Genomic DNA, 17,470 nt, shown 5'->3' on the forward strand with positions numbered 1-17,470 from the left:
AAGCCGAGACTTTTCAAACACCCATTTTTAGAGGCTATTCATTAGGTTGAACATGCTTGTTGAAAATATGAAACTTAAAAGGGATTAAAGATTTTTAATAAGTACATCTGCAAATTCAGAACATTTAACTTCAGTTGCACCTTCCATTAGGCGGGCGAAGTCATATGTTACAACTTTGCTAGCAATTGTTTTTTCCATTGATCCCATAATTAAATCAGCAGCTTCAGTCCATCCAAGGTGACGAAGCATTAACTCACCAGATAGTAATACTGAAGATGGGTTAACTTTATCTAAGCCAGCATATTTTGGAGCTGTACCATGAGTAGCTTCAAAAATTGCATGTCCTGTATCGTAGTTAATGTTTGCACCTGGTGCAATTCCGATACCACCAACTTGAGCAGCTAATGCATCAGAAATGTAATCACCATTTAAGTTCATTGTTGCAACTACATCAAATTCTGCAGGGCGAGTTAAAATTTGTTGTAAGAAGATATCAGCAATCGCATCTTTAACGATGATTTTGCCTTCAGCTTCAGCTTTAGCTTGTGCTTCGTTTGCAGCATCTTTACCTTCACGCTCAACGATTGCATCATATTGAGCCCAAGTAAATACTTTTTCTCCAAACTCTGCTTCAGCAAGCTCATAACCCCAGTTCTTAAATGCACCTTCAGTAAATTTCATGATGTTGCCTTTATGAACTAATGTAACACTCTTACGACCTTCGTTGATTGCGTATTGAATTGCAGCACGAACTAAACGAGCCGTACCTTCTTGAGAAACAGGCTTAATTCCGATACCTGAAGTTTCAGGGAAACGAATTTTGTTAGCACCCATTTCGTTTTGTAAAAAACTGATTAACTTCTTAACTTCTTCAGAACCAGATTGATACTCAATACCAGCATAAATATCTTCTGTATTTTCACGGAAGATTACCATGTCTGTATCCTCTGGACGTTTTACTGGTGATGGTACACCTGTAAAGTAACGTACAGGACGTAAGCATGTGAAAAGATCTAATTCTTGACGAAGTGCAACGTTTAAAGAACGAATCCCGCCACCAATTGGTGTTGTTAAAGGTCCTTTAATCGCAATTATGTATTCACGTACAGCCTCAAGTGTTTCGTCTGGTAACCAGCTGCCTGTTTGGTTAAATGCTTTTTCCCCAGCAAGAATTTCTTTCCAAACAATTTTCTTTTCACCATTGTATGCTTTTTCAACTGCAGCATCTAAAACTCTAGAAGCAGCTGCCCAAATATCTGGTCCAATTCCATCTCCCTCAATAAACGGAATGACTGGATTATTTGGTACCTCTAATACCCCATTACTTACTTTAATCGCTTCTCCATTTGCCATAATCACATTTACCTCCCTAACTAAGATTAGTTAAAAACATAGAAAACATTCTATGTTCTTAACAATTAAAATATGTACAAGGAGGAGTTTCCTCCCCCTGACATTATACAATAATTATCTTAACGTTGTTCAATTGGAACGTAAACTTGTTTGTCTGGACCAACATATTCTGCACGTGGACGGATTAGACGGTTGTTGCTGTATTGCTCTAAGATATGTGCTAACCATCCAGAAGTACGGCTCACTGCAAAGATTGGTGTGAACAAATCATATTTGATTCCAAGACTATGGTAAACGCTCGCTGAATAGAAATCAACATTTGGTAATAAACCTTTTTCACTTGTTACCATTTCGTCAATTTTAATTGACATTTCATACCACTTTGGCTCACCAGTAATAGTTGTTAATTTCTTTGACATTTCACGTAAATGTTTTGCACGCGGATCGCCATCTTTGTATACACGGTGACCAAAGCCCATAATTTTTTCTTTATTATCAAGAGCACGGCGAATATATGGTTCTACATTTTCTACTTCACCGATTTCATGTAACATTTTCATTACTGCTTCATTAGCTCCGCCATGTAAAGGTCCTTTTAATGCGCCAATTGCTGCTGTAATACCAGAATATACATCTGATAAAGTCGCAACACAGACACGAGCAGTAAACGTTGACGCATTTAACTCATGGTCAGCGTGAAGAACGAGCGCTTTGTCAAAAGCACTTACTGCAATTGCATCTGGTTCTTCTCCTGTTAATGTGTATAAGAAGTTTGCAGCAAAACCTAAATCTTTACGTGGAGCGATTGGTTCCTTACCTTCACGAATACGAGAAAAAGCTGTTACAAGCGTAGGAATTTTTGCTTGTAAACGAATAGCTTTAAGACGATTAGCTTGCTCGTCCATTTCATCAGCTTGCTCATCATATAGTGCTAAACTCGACACTGCTGTACGTAGAGCAGCCATTGGATGAACATCCTTATTAGGATAAGCTTTCATGAAATCAATAACTTCTTGAGGAATACCAGCATTATCTGCTAAATCCTTCGTTAATTGATCAAGCTCATCTTGCTTTGGTAATCTTCCATACCAAAGTAAATAAATTACTTCCTCAAATGTTGCGTTATCAGCTAAATCATCAATATCATATCCTTGATATGTTAAAACGCTATCAATGATAGAACTTACACTAGAAGTTGTTGCTACAACTCCTTCAAGACCACGAGTAGTACTCATTTCTCAACCTCTCCTTTACCCTGTTATATTCATACAGATTTACGCGAGGGAAAAGTAAATGCTTACATTTCCATCTAAAAACTATGTAGGAAGGAAGTTTCAATCAACTTACATTATAAACATTTTTTAAAGTTTTGTGAACGTTTAATCTCTATTATCATCATTCGTCGTAAAAAGTTTAACTAATCAGAGTTTTCTGACAAAGGTGACCGAGGCAAAAAATTAGCCTCCGCTAGTTGTAAAAATTGAAATTAGTTGAATGATTAAATAGGCGATTCCTGCGGCAATTAATGGACCTACAGCAACACCGTTGAATAATACAACTGCCAGTATTGTTCCTATTACTAGTGCTGTTGTTATATGTGGGTCATTTTTTAACAGGTCTACTCCACTCGCAGCAATTAATGCAACAGCTATACCAGCAAATAAAGCAATCCATGCGTACGACGATTTTAGTGATTCTGTAAGTTGTTTAAATCCTATTTCACCCGTTGCGATAGGTACAAGAACGGCAATGGTGAGTATTGTTACTCCCCAGTTTATCCCCTTAGCCTGTATAAGTGGAAAAAGTTTTTCACCCAGCCCAGTCCATTTCAATAATAGGAGTGCAACAACAGCTACTAGTAAAGACTGGTTTTTCCCAAGCCAGCTAATTACTAGTAATATCAGTAAAAACAATGATGATTGAGACAACAAATTAACTGTTCATCCTTCCTCCATAGGCAATCCTCAGAAACATCATATCATAATTTCACAATATTCGCTATGTTTCATAATAGAAGTTTGTTTTCACTCCTATTATAGAACAGATCTTTACCCCACTTATAAAAAACTCTGTTAATTCTTGGGTTCATTAAACAAACACAAAAAGAATGTGAACATCAACATTTTGCATACCAAATCCAGGTATTTCAATAAAGTACTTTAACACAGCATTTCTATAAAAGAACAGTTCCATGTGCTGCCCCACAGTTACAGAATTCAATAATTTCGTTTTCCATTTTCATTTTTTTCGAAGGACACTCATATGATGTACAAGCAGGGCAATAGGGGGCGATTTTTTTGAACAAGGAACAATTATCATTGGCTTTGCGGATGCTATTCGTTATTTTTATTATATTACTTGTATTTTTCAGCTCATACTACGTTACATCGGTAACCTACCCCTTTATATTTGGATTTATACTTGCATTTGTTATTAATCCACTCGTTAATTTTCTTGAATTTCGTTGGAAGTTAAATCGAGCATTTGCGGTATTAGTTTCACTTTTACTAATTCTAATCTTTTGTTCTGGACTTGTTACATTATTTGTAGCCGAAATTATATCTGGGTCTAACCACTTAGCTACCGTTCTGCCTTATCATATAAATACGCTTGTCCTTTACATGGAAGGCTTCTTTTTTACAACATTACTACCTATTTACGAACAAATCATTCGCTCTATTAATTCATTAGAAGCTGAACAACAATCAACTATAATGAACTATATCCAGACGTTTAGTTCACAAATTGCATCAAATGCTGGTTCAGCAGTGCAAAAAATATTTAATGGCTTATCCGACTTTTTAATTTCATTACCTAATTTAGCAACAGTATTTATCTTTACATTAATGGCCACTTTTTTTATTAGTAAGGACTGGTATAAATTAACTCGATTCGTTAGAAAAACATTTCCTAGCAAAGTAATTGAGAGTGCATCTAAAGTATTAACTGACTTAAAACAAGCTCTCTTTGGTTATATTGTAGGTCAACTTACTTTAATCTCCATTACATTTGTATTTGTACTCTCTGGCCTACTCATTTTAAAGGTTGATTATCCATTTACCATTGCTGTGGTCATCGCGATCGTCGATCTAATACCTTACTTAGGAACAGGGCTGATCTTTATTCCTTGGATTATCTATACCTTTTTTGCGGGTCAACTTCAACTAACGATTGGTCTTTGTGTACTTTACGGTATTATTTTAGTACAACGTCAAATGCTAGAGCCTAAAGTTCTTTCTAGTAGCATTGGGGTTGAACCGCTTGCTATGCTAATCGCTTTGTTTGTTGGCTTTCAACTGTTTGGCTTTTTAGGCCTAATGATAGGACCTGCAAGTCTAGTTTTTCTTAATACTCTATATAAAGCCAATGTATTTCATGATATTCGTGACTTTATTATGCAGAGAAAAACATGAAGCCCATTCTATAAGCTTACAAAGCTAGTTAATCAATTACTTAAAAATAAAGCTATGTAAAAGGATATTGTTGATATAAGATGATTTTGGGCTCAACAGCGCTCTTTATCAGCGCTAAAAATAAAAAAGTAGACGAATTTACTTTGTGAAATCGCGTCTACTTTTTTATAATCATGGATTTTTTAACCAATTATATTATTTTCTTGATATAAAGATAAAATTCCCACTATTCATCATACGCTGTGAAATTTTCAATAGGAATGCTTTAGCCGTTGCTCGAGTAAAAGGAATTAATAAATAGAAACCGATAAAGTCAGTAATAAAGCCTGGTGTTAGAAGAACTACTCCCCCTATAAGAATACATATTCCATCCAAAATAACCCCACTTGGCAATTGACCTTGTTGCATTTGGAGCTGCGCTAGACGTAAAGTTTGGAGTCCTTCCTTTTTAGCTAACCAAGCACCAATAACACCTGTTAATATGATGAGAAAAATCGTTGGCCAAATTCCTAAATAATTGCCTGATAATATGAGTACTGCTATTTCTAAAGCTGGAACAACTATAATTAATAAAAGTAACAGTCGAAACATATGAATACCTACTTTCTAAACTACCTAGAAGAATGAAATTACAGGTAATTATGTTTTATAATCTAAAAAAGAAGGGGAAACCCCTTCTCTTTAATTATAAAACACTTGCGTGTCCTCTGTAAATATCGCCTCTAGCGCTGTCGACTGTTACTTCTTCTCCATCTTTAAAGCGTTCTGTAGCTAACTCAACACCAACAATGACAGGCTTTCCTAAATTTAGCCCTACAACTGCAGCGTGAGAAGTTAATCCGCCTTCTTCAGTAATGACTGCAGCAGCTTTTTCAAATGCAGGGATCATGTCTTTATCAGTACTTAGTGTAACCAACACATCGCCAGTATTTACTTTCTCGTTCGCTTGGTCTGCAGTTGTTACTACAACGACTTTTCCTGTTGCTGTTCTACGACCTATACCTTGTCCTTTTGCAACGACTTCACCAATTACATGTACTTTCAATAGGTTAGTCGTTCCAGTCTCTCCTACAGGTACTCCTGCAGTAATAACAACCAGATCACCGTGCTTAACAAAACCAGAACCCATCGCAGCTTGTACAGTAATATCAAGCATTTCATCTGTTGTTGAAGCTTCTCTTCCTAGTTGAGGAACTACTCCCCATACTAGAGCAAGACGACGCAATACTTTTTCACTACTTGTTACAGCTATGACTGGTGATTTTGGACGATATTTTGCTGTTACTCTAGCTGTATATCCACTTTCAGTCGCTGTAAGAATTGCAGATGCGTTTAAATTATAAGCGGTGTGAGAAACCGATTGGCTAATCGCACTTGTAATCGTTACACGAGTATCTTTTATACGCTTAGAAAGCATTTCTTTATAGTTAAGTGCTTCTTCTGTACGTTGTGCAATCGTATGCATTGTTTGGACAGATTCAACAGGATAATCACCTGCAGCTGTTTCTCCAGATAACATAATAGCATCCGTTCCATCAAAGATAGCGTTCGCAACATCACTAGCTTCCGCTCTAGTCGGACGTGGATTTCGCTGCATAGAGTCAAGCATTTGTGTAGCTGTGATAACTGGTTTTGCAACAGCGTTACATTTCTTAATTAATTCTTTTTGTACTAGTGGTACTTCTTCAGCAGGTATCTCAACACCAAGATCACCACGTGCAACCATCAGACCATCAGCGATCTGTAAAATTTCATCGATGTTATCGACACCTTCTTGGTTTTCAATTTTAGGAATAATATGGATATCTGGTGCATTGTATTTTTCTAACAGTTCTTTAATTTCGAGAACATCTGATGCTCTTCTTACAAATGAAGCAGCAATAAAATCGACACCTTGCTCCACTCCAAATTTAATATCCTCTGCATCTTTTTCAGTGATAGCAGGTAAGTTAACACTTACATTAGGTACGTTAACACCTTTTTTATTTTTTAAAGTACCCGTGTTTAGTACTTTTGTTCGAATTTCATTCGTCCCTACTTCAACTACTTCTAATCCAATTAAACCGTCATCTAATAAAATCTTAGATCCAGGATGGACATCATGGATAAGTCCAGGGTATGTAATTGAAATTTTTTCAGCGTTTCCAACAAGCTCTTCCATTGAAATCACTAACTCTTGACCTTGCTTTAATTCTACTGCTCCGCCTTCAACAGTTTGAGTTCGAATTTCTGGACCTTTCGTATCCAGTAAAATTGCTACATTCTTTCCTGTTATTTCAGCCGCCTCACGAATATTTTTTATTCTAGCACCATGCTCTTCATAGTCTCCGTGAGAAAAGTTTAAACGAGCTACATTCATCCCAGCTTCCATTAGTGACACTAATTTTTCAATCGTTTCACTTGCTGGGCCAATCGTACATACTATCTTTGTTTTACGCATAGTATTGTATTCCTCCCTATCCAATTGTTTAACAATTCACAAAATGTATTATTCTAGTCAGCCTAAGATGTATTTCCTGGAATTAAATAGACAGTTCTTGAGACAATCTGTACATTTCATTATCAATACTATGTTTTACTTGAAGTATTTCATTTATGTCATGATGTACAAGCTTATTATTTTGGATTCCGACTGTTCTGCCAGCTTGACCTTCTAATAATAATTCTACTGCTTTTGCTCCAAGACGACTAGCTAGAACACGATCTGCTGCAGTTGGTGATCCACCACGCTGTATATGACCTAACACAGTAACTCGAGTTTCTAAATTCGTTGCGTCCTGAATTTTTTGGCCTATTTCCATTCCATTTCCTGCACCTTCAGCGACAATAATGATACTATGTTTCTTACCACGCTGATGACCTCGTTTAAGACGACTAACAATTTGATCCATATCATATGGAGCTTCAGGGATAATAATTGACTCTGCACCATCCGCTAATCCAGCCCAAAGTGCTAGATCGCCTGCATCTCTTCCCATAACCTCTACAACGTATGTTCTTTCATGAGAAGTTGCTGTATCACGAATTTTATCAATCGCATCGATAATTGTATTTAACGCTGTGTCAAAGCCAATCGTAAAATCTGTACCTGGAATGTCATTATCAATGGTGCCAGGGACTCCAATAGTAGGATATCCATGTTCCGTTAATTTTTGCGCACCACGATATGAACCATCCCCGCCGATTACGACTAATCCTTCAATTCCTATTTTGTTAAGTTGGTCAATTGCTTTTTTCTGACCAGCTTCAGTTCTAAATTCCTCACATCGAGCGGTATGTAACATCGTACCCCCACGGTGAATAATATCTCCAACGGATCCGATTTCTAGTTTTTTAATATCTCCAGAGATTAGACCAGAATATCCAGCGTAAACCCCGTACACTTCTAACTCATGAAATATTGCTTTACGAACCACTGCACGTATGGCAGCATTCATTCCTGGTGAATCGCCACCACTAGTTAACACACCAATTTTTTTCATTAACTTTTCCTCCTTAATGTGTGCCTCTGTATTATTCAATCTACCATGTTGAAATAAGGAAAACAATAGCTCTATTTCGAAAAGAAAAGTGCTTTCTACTGTTGATAGAAAGCACTTTTCCTTATTTTATGCTGATGGTATCGTTTACAAACGTATATTGTCCAATTTTTTTGTATTTTTCATAACGGTCTTCAACAAGCTCTTCAGGAGATAGTTCAGACAGCTGATTTAACGCATCCTGGATAATACTGTCAATTAACTTAGCCTGTTCTTTCACATCACGATGAGCTCCACCTCTTACCTCTGGAACTATATCATCAATAACACCTAACTCTTTTAAATCAGGGGCAGTAATTTTCATCGTATCAGCTGCACGCTGTGCTTGCCCTGCATCTTTCCAAAGTAAAGCTGCAGCTCCTTCAGGAGAGATCACTGAAAACCAAGTATTTTCTAACATGTAGAGGCGATTCCCTACACCGATGGCTAAAGCTCCACCACTTGCACCTTCACCAATGACGATACAAATAATCGGAACTGTAAACCCTGACATTTCAAGTAAGTTTCTCGCAATCGCTTCACTTTGACCACGTTCTTCTGCAGACATTCCAGGGTAGGCGCCTTTCGTATCTAAAAAGCAAATGATTGGACGGCCAAATTTATTCGCCTGTTTCATCAATCGTAAAGCCTTTCGATAACCTTCAGGGTGCGGCATACCAAAATTACGGCGAATATTTTCCTTCGTATCCTTACCACGTTGGTGTCCTATAACAGTAACAGGATTTCCCTTATACTTGGCAATTCCAGAAACAATCGCTGCATCGTCACCGTACAATCGGTCACCGTGCATCTCAATAAAATCAGTAAATAAGTGATCGATATAGTCTAAAGTAGTCGGCCTATCACCTAAACGAGCGATTTGAACGCGTTCCCAAGGCTTTAAATTGCCATATATATCTGCCTCTAGTTGTTCAAGTCTAGTTTCTAGCTTTACAATTTCATCAGAAAGATCAATATCTTTTTCTTCTGTAAAAGACTTGAGTTCTTTAATTTTTTCTTTTAGTTCCACAATTGGCTTTTCAAAACTCAACTCTGACATCTAGTCCACCTCCTACCTTATTGATGCATGGAAATAACTTTCACTAATGTATCCTTCATGTCCTGACGGTGAACAACTCTATCAAGTTGCCCATGCTTTAATAGAAACTCTGCTGTTTGGAAATCTTCAGGCAACTCCTGACGAATTGTTTGTTCTATAATACGGCGACCAGCAAATCCAATTAACGCTTTTGGTTCTGCAAAATTATAGTCTCCTAAAGAGGCAAAACTTGCAGAAACTCCTCCAGTAGTAGGGTGTGTCATAACAGAGATAAATAAGCCTCCCTGTTTGTCTAATTTTTGTAGAGCAGCACTCGTTTTGGCCATTTGCATAAGACTTAGCACACCTTCTTGCATTCTCGCACCACCAGAGGCTGAGAATAAGATAAAAGGCGCTTTTTGTTCAATCGCTTTTTCTATCGCACGTGTAATCTTTTCACCTACAACAGAGCCCATGCTTCCCATTCGGAAACGTGCGTCCATTACCCCAATAACCGCGTCATATCCTTCCATTTTCCCACGACCAGTGACAACTGCTTCATTCAGTTCGGTTTTCGCTCTGTCCTGCTCTAGCTTTTCCTCATATGTAGGGAAATGTAATGGATCTTTCGCAATCATATCTTTATCAAACTCTTCAAAAGTTCCTTGATCTACAAGACTTTCAATTCTCTCATAAGCAGTCATTCTATGGTGATGTCCGCAAGATGAGCAGACATGTAAATTTTTCTTTAGTTCTTTCGTGTACATAATTGTTCTGCACACAGGACATTTTGTCATTAATCCTTCTGGTACCTCTTGTTTTGCACGTTCAGATGGTATTGTTGCATACTTTTTCTTTTTTGAAAAAAAGTCTCTTAACACATTGACACCTCTCTTAACTAGAGAATTCTATCAAAAATTTACATAAATCATATCATAATAAATTCTGCAATCGCAATAAATGGCTGAATCAATCGTTCGTGAAATAACGATTAAAATCGACTATTTTGCAAGTGTTTTTCTAAAGCTTGGACAGCCTCATCTTCATTTTTTCTTGATAACGCTTCAACTATGGCTTCATGTTCAGCGATAGAAGCTTCGGGTCTTCCCTTACGAGAAAGCGACTCCCTAATAGAAACTTTATTATATTCCACTAATGGTACCCATAGATTCAACATTAAAACGTTATGACAAGCTTCTACAATCGTTTTGTGAAATAGATAGTCCTCTTCAACAGGAAAGTCTCCATGACTCCATTCGCTTTTTGATTTTTCGATTAGCTCTTTTAATCTAATAATTTGTTCATCAGTAATTCGTTTACATGCTAGTCGCAACGCCTCAACCTCGACTATTCTTCTCGTTTCAGCTAAGTCTTGTCTAGCACTATCATCATTTAATATGAAAGATAGGATGATTTCTACTAATCGATGACTCCCTACTTTTTTAATAAACGTTCCTTCACCACGGCGCGTTTCAATTAATTCCAGTAACTCGAGTGCTCGAAAAGCTTCCCTTACAGAAGAACGTCCCACCTGAAGACGTTCACTTAACTCACGTTCAGATGGGAGGCGATCTCCACTCTTTAATTGATCGTTTCTAATAATTTGGTTGAGTTGCTTAATAATCTCGATATATACTTTTGGCTGATCGTTAGACACTTATACTCACAACCCTTTTTTGGTGTTATTCAATAGCCGCAAGTTTTCTTGTTTTTTCTGCAACTTGCTCTGGATCAACATTCTTGCGAGCAACACCTGTTTCCATTGCCGCTTTTGCCACAGCCGCTGCTACTGCCGGTGCTACTCTCGGGTCAAACGGAGCAGGAATGACATAATCAGCATTTAACTCATCTTCACTGACTAAGCTTGCAATTGCTTCTACTGCTGCAACTTTCATTTCTTCATTAATATGAGTAGCACGTACATCTAATGCACCTCGGAAGATACCTGGGAAAGCTAAAACATTGTTTACCTGGTTTGGAAAGTCCGATCTCCCTGTACCAATAACTTTTGCTCCTGCTGCTTTTGCTTCTTCTGGCATAATTTCTGGCACTGGGTTAGCCATTGCAAAAATTGTAGGATCTTCGTTCATGCTCTCAACCATTTCTTTTGTTAATGCACCTGCTACAGATACACCGATGAATACATCTGTACCTTTGATAACATCTTCTAGGCTACCTTCTTTATGTTCACGGTTTGTAAACTTAGCAACTTCTGCCTTTACATCGTTCATACCATATGGACGCCCTTCATAGATTGCACCTTTTGAATCGCACATGATAATGTCTCGAACACCCATGCTGTGCATTAATTTAATAATCGCAATTCCAGCAGCACCAGCGCCATTAGCTACAACTTTAATTTGAGACAATTTCTTACCTGTAAGTTTTAATGCGTTGATTAAGCCTGCTAATGTAACAATTGCAGTGCCGTGTTGGTCATCGTGAAATATAGGAATATTCGTTTCTCTTTTTAGTCGTTCTTCGATTTCAAAGCAGTTTGGTGCAGCTATATCTTCTAGATTTACGCCACCAAATGTCGGCTCAAGAAGCTTTACTGTTTCGATAATTTTTTCAACATCGTTTGTTTTTAAGCAAATTGGAAAAGCATCGACTCCAGCAAATGACTTGAATAAAACTGCCTTTCCTTCCATAACTGGTAAAGCTGCTTCTGGACCAATATTTCCAAGCCCCAAAACGGCAGTTCCGTCAGATACAACAGCTACCATATTACCTTTCATCGTATATTCATAAACGTTTTCCACATTATCAAAAATCTCTTTACAAGGCTCAGCTACTCCTGGGGAATATGCGAGACTTAAATCATTCGCATTTCTTACTTCTACCTTTGATTTTGATTCTAATTTTCCTTGATTGATTCGATGCATATGTAGAGCTTCTTCTCTAATTGTCGACATGTGCATTCTCTCCCTTCTCTCTCTAACCTATTGTCCATCCAGTAGTCGGATTTTTTATTACATCCACTGGTCTGACCACTAACAAACTGACTATATTATACCAGAACCAACTATCCGTTACACTACTTATTCGCTTTTTATAACAACATTTTTTGTACCTAAAATTTCCTGTAGCTGTCGAATTTCTTCACCTGTACTACTAATAGAATATTGATTTGCAAGGACCACTTTTTTCTTTGACTTCTCATAAAAAAGAATGACCTGGGCTTCTCCTGCATTCGATAAAAGAATATTTTTTACCTTTTCAAGTATGTCCTTCTTTTCAAAGGTCTCTTGTATACGCAAAAATACTCTAGTTGTTTTCTGCTTTTCTTTTAAATTACTTACTAAAAATAGTTGTTGTGCAATAAATGATCTTCTTTCTTGTCTTTCCTCAACTAAAACCTCAACAAGTACTAGTTCATTTTCTTTTAATATTTGTTTATAGTTTAGCCAAACTTTAGGGAATATAACTACCTCAACTTCACCTTCTTCATCTTGCAATCGGATAAAGCTCATTTCTTCCCCTTTTTTCGTTTTTACTACTCGGATACTTTGCAAAAAACCCGCTATATTTTGCTTGGATCCCTTTAAGGCAATGTCCAACTGTCTGCTCGTTACTCGATGATAAGTATTTAAGACTTTACTAAAATTTTCTATCGGATGCCCTGACAGGTACATTCCCGTCATTTCTTTTTCAAAACGCAGAAGTTCTTCCTCACTAAACGGAGGAACCGAGTAATAATTAGGTTGATCTAATTGCATTGAAAATAATTGACCTTCCGTCGTCTCACTTTTCCTCACTTCTTCTCCATACTCTAGCGCATCGTCAAGCGTTGCTAATAATTGAGCACGGTGATAACCAAATTCATCAAAACAACCCGCTACGATTAGTGCTTCTACTGCTCTTTTTGTTACTATTCGAGTATCAACACGAGCACAAAAATCAAACAAATCTTGGTACTCTTTTCTTTCCCTTTGTTTTACAATTTCCATTGCCGCTTTTTCTCCAACATGTCGTATTGGTGCTAATCCGAACCGTATTCCACTTTCTTCTAATGAAAAAGGGTAAAAACTGTAATTAATATGTGGCGGCAGTATTTTAATCCGTTGGCTTTTCGCTTCTGCAATGTATTGACTCAGTTTTTCTTGGTGGAAAATAACACTTGAAAACAAAGCTGCATTAAACTGCTTTGGATAGTTCGCTTTTAAATAAGCTAATTGATAAGCAATCATACTATAGGCAACTGCATGACTTCGGTTAAATCCATAATTAGCAAATCGAACAATCATGTTATAAACATCGTTTGCACTCTCTGCATCATATCCTTGTACGGTTGCACCTTCTACAAAGTGAAGTCGTTGTTCCTCTAATACTTCTCGCTTTTTCTTACTGACCGCTCGCCTTAATAAATCTGCCTCACCTAATGAAAACCCTGCCATTTTTGCAGCAATTTGCATGATCTGCTCTTGGTAAACGATAACCCCATACGTTGACCTCAATATAGGTTCAAGATCTTGATGTGGGTAGGTAACTTTACGCTTATTATGCTTACCATCAATATAAGTTCCGATAAACTCCATTGGACCTGGACGATAAAGCGCATTAACAGCAACGATATCTTCAAAGATCGTCGGTTGAAGCTGTTGTAAAACTCTCCGCATTCCTTGTGACTCTAACTGAAAGATACCCGTTGTTTCTCCTTTTGAAAGTAACTCAAACGTTTTTTCATCTTCTAGTGGCAATTCATCTATATTTACCTTTTGACCTGTACTTTTATAAATGATCTGTACGATTTGTTCTAATAGAGTTAAATTTCTTAGACCAAGGAAATCCATCTTTAATAAGCCAATTTCCTCTAATATATCCATTGGATATTGGGTTAATGCTGTCCCCTCATCTTCCATTAACAGCGGAACATGCTCAGTTAATGGAGTTGAACTCATAACAACACCAGCAGCATGAGTGGAAGTGTGGCGTGGTAAGCCTTCTACTAGCAAAGCAGCCTCAAATAATTTTTTCGCATCAGGTGTCTCTTCAACCATTTGTTGTAATCTTTTGTTGTCTTTAATGGCTTGCTCTAGTTTAATTCCAGGTGTATTAGGAATAAGCTTTGCGACTTTATCAATAACTCTAGTATCAATACTCATAACCCGTCCGACGTCACGAATAGCTGCTCTAGCAGCCAATGTCCCAAATGTAATAATTTGTGCTACATGCTCTGTACCATATTTTTTTCGGACATACTCAATGACTTCATCACGGCGGTGATCAGGAAAGTCGATATCAATATCTGGCATTGTCACTCGTTCAGGATTTAAGAACCGTTCAAAAAGTAAACCGTATTTAATTGGATCAATTTTTGTAATCTCTAAGAGAAAGGCAACTAAGGACCCTGCGGCAGAGCCCCGTCCTGGTCCTGTAATCATCCCTTTATTTTTAGCAAACCTCATGAAATCCCAAACGATTAAAAAGTAATCACTAAAGCCCATTTTAGCAATAACATCTAGCTCATAATCTAGCCTGCCTTTAACAGCTTCAGTCATATTTGGGTACTTTACTGCTAGTTGTTCGTAACAAATATCCTGCAAGTAGGTGTCACTCGTTAGGTTAGAGCTAAGCGGAAATCGTGGAAGAAGAATTTTTCCTAATGTCAATGAAAGATTGCATTTCTCTGCAATTTTCATAGTATTTGTTAAAAAATGCGGATATTTTTTAAATATAGCTCTCATCTCTTCTTCTGACTTCAAATAATACTGTTCATGTTGATTTTCCTCTTCGATCCATTTTCCATCACGAATACTATTCACAATTTGAAAAGCTAGTAGCTGTTCTTTTCTCGAAAAATGGACATGGTTTGAGACGACAACCTCAATGTTCAATGAGTCAGCGAATTGAAAAATTTTATTCATCGTCAATAAATCTTCCCTGCGATGAATTTGTAGCTCTATAAACAAATCATCCTTATTCATGTTTGACTGTAGTTTTATAATCGATTTTTTCGCTTGATCATATGTGTTGGAATGAATGGCTTCTAATAGTAAGCCTCCTTCATAGCCGATAACGATAATTAAATCGTTAGTATAATAAAGTACAGCTTCAATATCAATTGTTTGCGCCGAGTATTGATTAGCGATCGTTGAAAGCTGAATTAGCTGTTGATAACCAGCTTCATTTTTAGCATATAAAAGAAATGGAAAAGCCTTTGAACCTTCTCCTATCGTAACTTTTAATTCCAGGCCAATAATGGGCTTAATCCCTACTTCTAGACACGCTTTATAAAAAGGGATAGCACCAAAAAGAACATTTTCATCTGTAATGGCTAATGCTTCGAACCCTGTATTCTTTGCTTGTTGAACAACTTCACTAATACGACAGGTTCCTTTTAGTAAACTGTATTCTGTATGTAAATGCAGATGGACAAAACTCATCTGGCCTTCTCTCCCTTTATGTGGATGATTGAAAAGCGTCTACAACTCAATTCAAGTTATTGAGAGAGTTAAGTACATTACATGCCTATCATCAAACCATCCACTTACTTAATACCATTTTATAGAAAGACTGTTTCGTAGTCTTTAATAAAAACCCTTCTAATTTCATTATACTACGCATGAACGTAAAGGAAAAAACAAGCATATTATCACTTCAGACGAGCTATACATTATAGAAAGGAAAACTATTCGTATAGAAAAAGGAGAGGTTCTTAATGGACCGAAATTTTGCTGCTACGCTCGTTGTCGATTTCTTCGTCGCTTTCGGTGTAATTATAGGAGGAGCCATCATTGGAGGAATTAGTGCCTTTTTAATCGGGGAACCCCCCTTACAAAAAATAAGTGAACTAGCCGCAAGTTTAAAAATTTGGGCGATTGTTGCTGCCATTGGAGGAACATTCGATGCTTTTACAAGCTTAGAACGCGGACTCTTCCAAGGCACTCATGATGATATTTTTAAAACTCTTTTCATGATATTTGCTGCTTTATGTGGCGCCCAAGCGGGAACAACAATTATTCATTGGCTGACTCAGGAGTAATATTTTATGAGAGTCCCCCCTTATTACAAAAGACCAGGCTGGCAACGCTTTTTTGCAGGTGTTATGATCGGTATTATTATTGGCTGGGTATTTTTTGTTTATGAATTTGGCACGATCAATGAAACACTAGTAAGCGAAATAAAAAAACAACAAATCACCATTGACTCCTTAAAAAAAGACATTGAAACGTTACGAAGTGTAGAAAAAAAGCTTAATGAAGAGAATGAAAAAAGACTAACCATCCAAGAGTTAGAAATGTATTTTACAAACGAAAAGCAAGTAAAACTAAGCGAGTTAACGTTATATGAATTAAAACAAAAAGGGTTAAATGAACTCCGCTTTCTAAAAGGAAAAGATATCGCTACTGTAGCATCAACCAATGAATTAATGATCAGAACGATCGAAAATACCGAATTTCAAATTGGCGATAGTCGTTATAAACTAAAAGTAGAACAAGTCTATCTATATACAACATTAAAGCTATATATGAAAATTCAACGAGTCCCGTAAATGAGATGAATTACCCACTAACGTTATCAATAGTTACAGACCATTAATCATTTCATCAAATGTATAGAATATTTGAGAAAATTACTTCAAAATACTCTCATTTAAGAACTTTTTCCGTTATAATATAATTAGCATATTTGTCTCATCGTACAAATGACTCCAACGCCTAGGAGGTGCTCTAACATGGATGTTACGGGAAAAGAAATGGTAATTAACCGAAAAGAAATGGCTTTAAAGAAGGTAGAGAAGTTAAAAGCTGGCTACTCTGCTTTTGCTGAATCCAAAGAAGTGACCGAAATGATCAAGAAACAACTTGCTAAAGAAGGCATCGATGTTTACGAGGACGTTACGGAAATGGGTTCATGGTTTATCCCAGCCAACAAAAAAGAATAACCTAACCGGGAGGTTTTCCTAAATTCGCTTACAAGTGAATTTGGGAAAACCTTTTCTATTAGAAGGGCTGTTGAAATTGTTTTTATTTTGGGATCTGTTTCAGTTTTGACAGCCTAAACAGTGCTATTGTTCATAGTTTTTACAGATAAAGGTAGATCAGCGACCTAAACAATGCTATTGCTCATATTTTTTACAGTTCAAGGTAGATCAGTGGCCTAATAGCGTTTTCGCTCACATTGTTCAAAGTGAAAGGCAAATA

Annotated in this window: 15 protein-coding genes; 4 read left to right on the forward strand and 11 right to left on the reverse strand. The window is 37.0% G+C overall.

What is annotated here, in order from left to right:
* Positions 1–84: 84 nt before the first annotated feature.
* From icd to GKP30_RS08030, 3 genes are all read right to left on the reverse strand, one after another.
* Complete coding sequence (gene icd, locus GKP30_RS08020; RefSeq protein ID WP_216828908.1) at positions 85–1,353, reverse strand: NADP-dependent isocitrate dehydrogenase; 1,269 nt, start codon at positions 1,351–1,353, stop codon at positions 85–87.
* Positions 1,354–1,472: 119 nt separating this feature from the next.
* Positions 1,473–2,588, reverse strand: coding sequence for a citrate synthase (gene citZ, locus GKP30_RS08025; protein ID WP_216828909.1), 1,116 nt, complete (start codon positions 2,586–2,588; stop codon positions 1,473–1,475).
* A gap of 222 nt (positions 2,589–2,810) precedes the next feature.
* On the reverse strand, positions 2,811–3,284 hold the full coding sequence (locus GKP30_RS08030) for a DUF441 domain-containing protein (RefSeq protein ID WP_216828910.1): 474 nt from the start codon (positions 3,282–3,284) through the stop codon (positions 2,811–2,813).
* A gap of 366 nt (positions 3,285–3,650) precedes the next feature.
* Here GKP30_RS08030 and ytvI point away from each other — a divergent pair, with 366 nt between their 5' ends.
* Complete coding sequence (ytvI, locus tag GKP30_RS08035) at positions 3,651–4,766, forward strand: sporulation integral membrane protein YtvI (RefSeq protein WP_236034959.1); 1,116 nt, start codon at positions 3,651–3,653, stop codon at positions 4,764–4,766.
* A 195-nt stretch (positions 4,767–4,961) separates the two neighbouring features.
* Here ytvI and GKP30_RS08040 read toward each other — a convergent pair whose 3' ends face one another.
* The 8 genes from GKP30_RS08040 to dnaE form a co-directional block, all read right to left on the reverse strand.
* Positions 4,962–5,357, reverse strand: a complete 396-nt coding sequence (locus GKP30_RS08040) for an FxsA family protein (protein ID WP_216828911.1) — start codon at positions 5,355–5,357, stop codon at positions 4,962–4,964.
* 94 nt (positions 5,358–5,451) lie between these two features.
* Positions 5,452–7,206, reverse strand: coding sequence for a pyruvate kinase (gene pyk / locus GKP30_RS08045; protein ID WP_216828912.1), 1,755 nt, complete (start codon positions 7,204–7,206; stop codon positions 5,452–5,454).
* 82 nt (positions 7,207–7,288) lie between these two features.
* Positions 7,289–8,248 (reverse strand): 6-phosphofructokinase, encoded by a 960-nt coding sequence (gene pfkA / locus GKP30_RS08050; RefSeq protein ID WP_216828913.1) that lies wholly within the window; start codon positions 8,246–8,248, stop codon positions 7,289–7,291.
* Positions 8,249–8,369: 121 nt separating this feature from the next.
* Entirely contained in the window at positions 8,370–9,344 is a 975-nt protein-coding gene (gene accA / locus GKP30_RS08055) for an acetyl-CoA carboxylase carboxyl transferase subunit alpha (RefSeq protein ID WP_216828914.1), read from the reverse strand.
* Positions 9,345–9,361: 17 nt separating this feature from the next.
* Positions 9,362–10,204 (reverse strand): acetyl-CoA carboxylase, carboxyltransferase subunit beta, encoded by an 843-nt coding sequence (accD, locus tag GKP30_RS08060; protein ID WP_216828915.1) that lies wholly within the window; start codon positions 10,202–10,204, stop codon positions 9,362–9,364.
* Between the two features lie 110 nt (positions 10,205–10,314).
* Entirely contained in the window at positions 10,315–10,980 is a 666-nt protein-coding gene (locus GKP30_RS08065) for a FadR/GntR family transcriptional regulator (RefSeq protein WP_216828916.1), read from the reverse strand.
* 25 nt (positions 10,981–11,005) lie between these two features.
* Positions 11,006–12,238 carry an NAD(P)-dependent malic enzyme gene (locus GKP30_RS08070; RefSeq protein WP_216828917.1) on the reverse strand — a complete coding sequence of 411 codons (1,233 nt, stop codon included), beginning with the start codon at positions 12,236–12,238 and terminating at the stop codon, positions 11,006–11,008.
* Between the two features lie 126 nt (positions 12,239–12,364).
* Positions 12,365–15,709, reverse strand: a complete 3,345-nt coding sequence (gene dnaE, locus GKP30_RS08075; protein WP_216828918.1) for a DNA polymerase III subunit alpha — start codon at positions 15,707–15,709, stop codon at positions 12,365–12,367.
* Between the two features lie 275 nt (positions 15,710–15,984).
* Here dnaE and GKP30_RS08080 point away from each other — a divergent pair, with 275 nt between their 5' ends.
* The 3 genes from GKP30_RS08080 (at position 15,985) to GKP30_RS08090 (ending at position 17,211) form a co-directional block, all read left to right on the forward strand.
* Positions 15,985–16,308, forward strand: a complete 324-nt coding sequence (locus GKP30_RS08080) for a YtrH family sporulation protein (protein WP_216828919.1) — start codon at positions 15,985–15,987, stop codon at positions 16,306–16,308.
* A 6-nt stretch (positions 16,309–16,314) separates the two neighbouring features.
* Positions 16,315–16,818 (forward strand): sporulation membrane protein YtrI, encoded by a 504-nt coding sequence (gene ytrI, locus GKP30_RS08085; protein ID WP_216828920.1) that lies wholly within the window; start codon positions 16,315–16,317, stop codon positions 16,816–16,818.
* A 183-nt stretch (positions 16,819–17,001) separates the two neighbouring features.
* On the forward strand, positions 17,002–17,211 hold the full coding sequence (locus GKP30_RS08090) for a hypothetical protein (RefSeq protein ID WP_216828921.1): 210 nt from the start codon (positions 17,002–17,004) through the stop codon (positions 17,209–17,211).
* The last annotated feature ends 259 nt before the right edge of the window (positions 17,212–17,470 follow it).

Origin of the sequence: Alkalihalobacterium elongatum (assembly GCF_019024285.1) — a bacterium.
Taxonomy (GTDB): domain Bacteria; phylum Bacillota; class Bacilli; order Bacillales; family Bacillaceae_F; genus Alkalihalobacterium; species Alkalihalobacterium elongatum.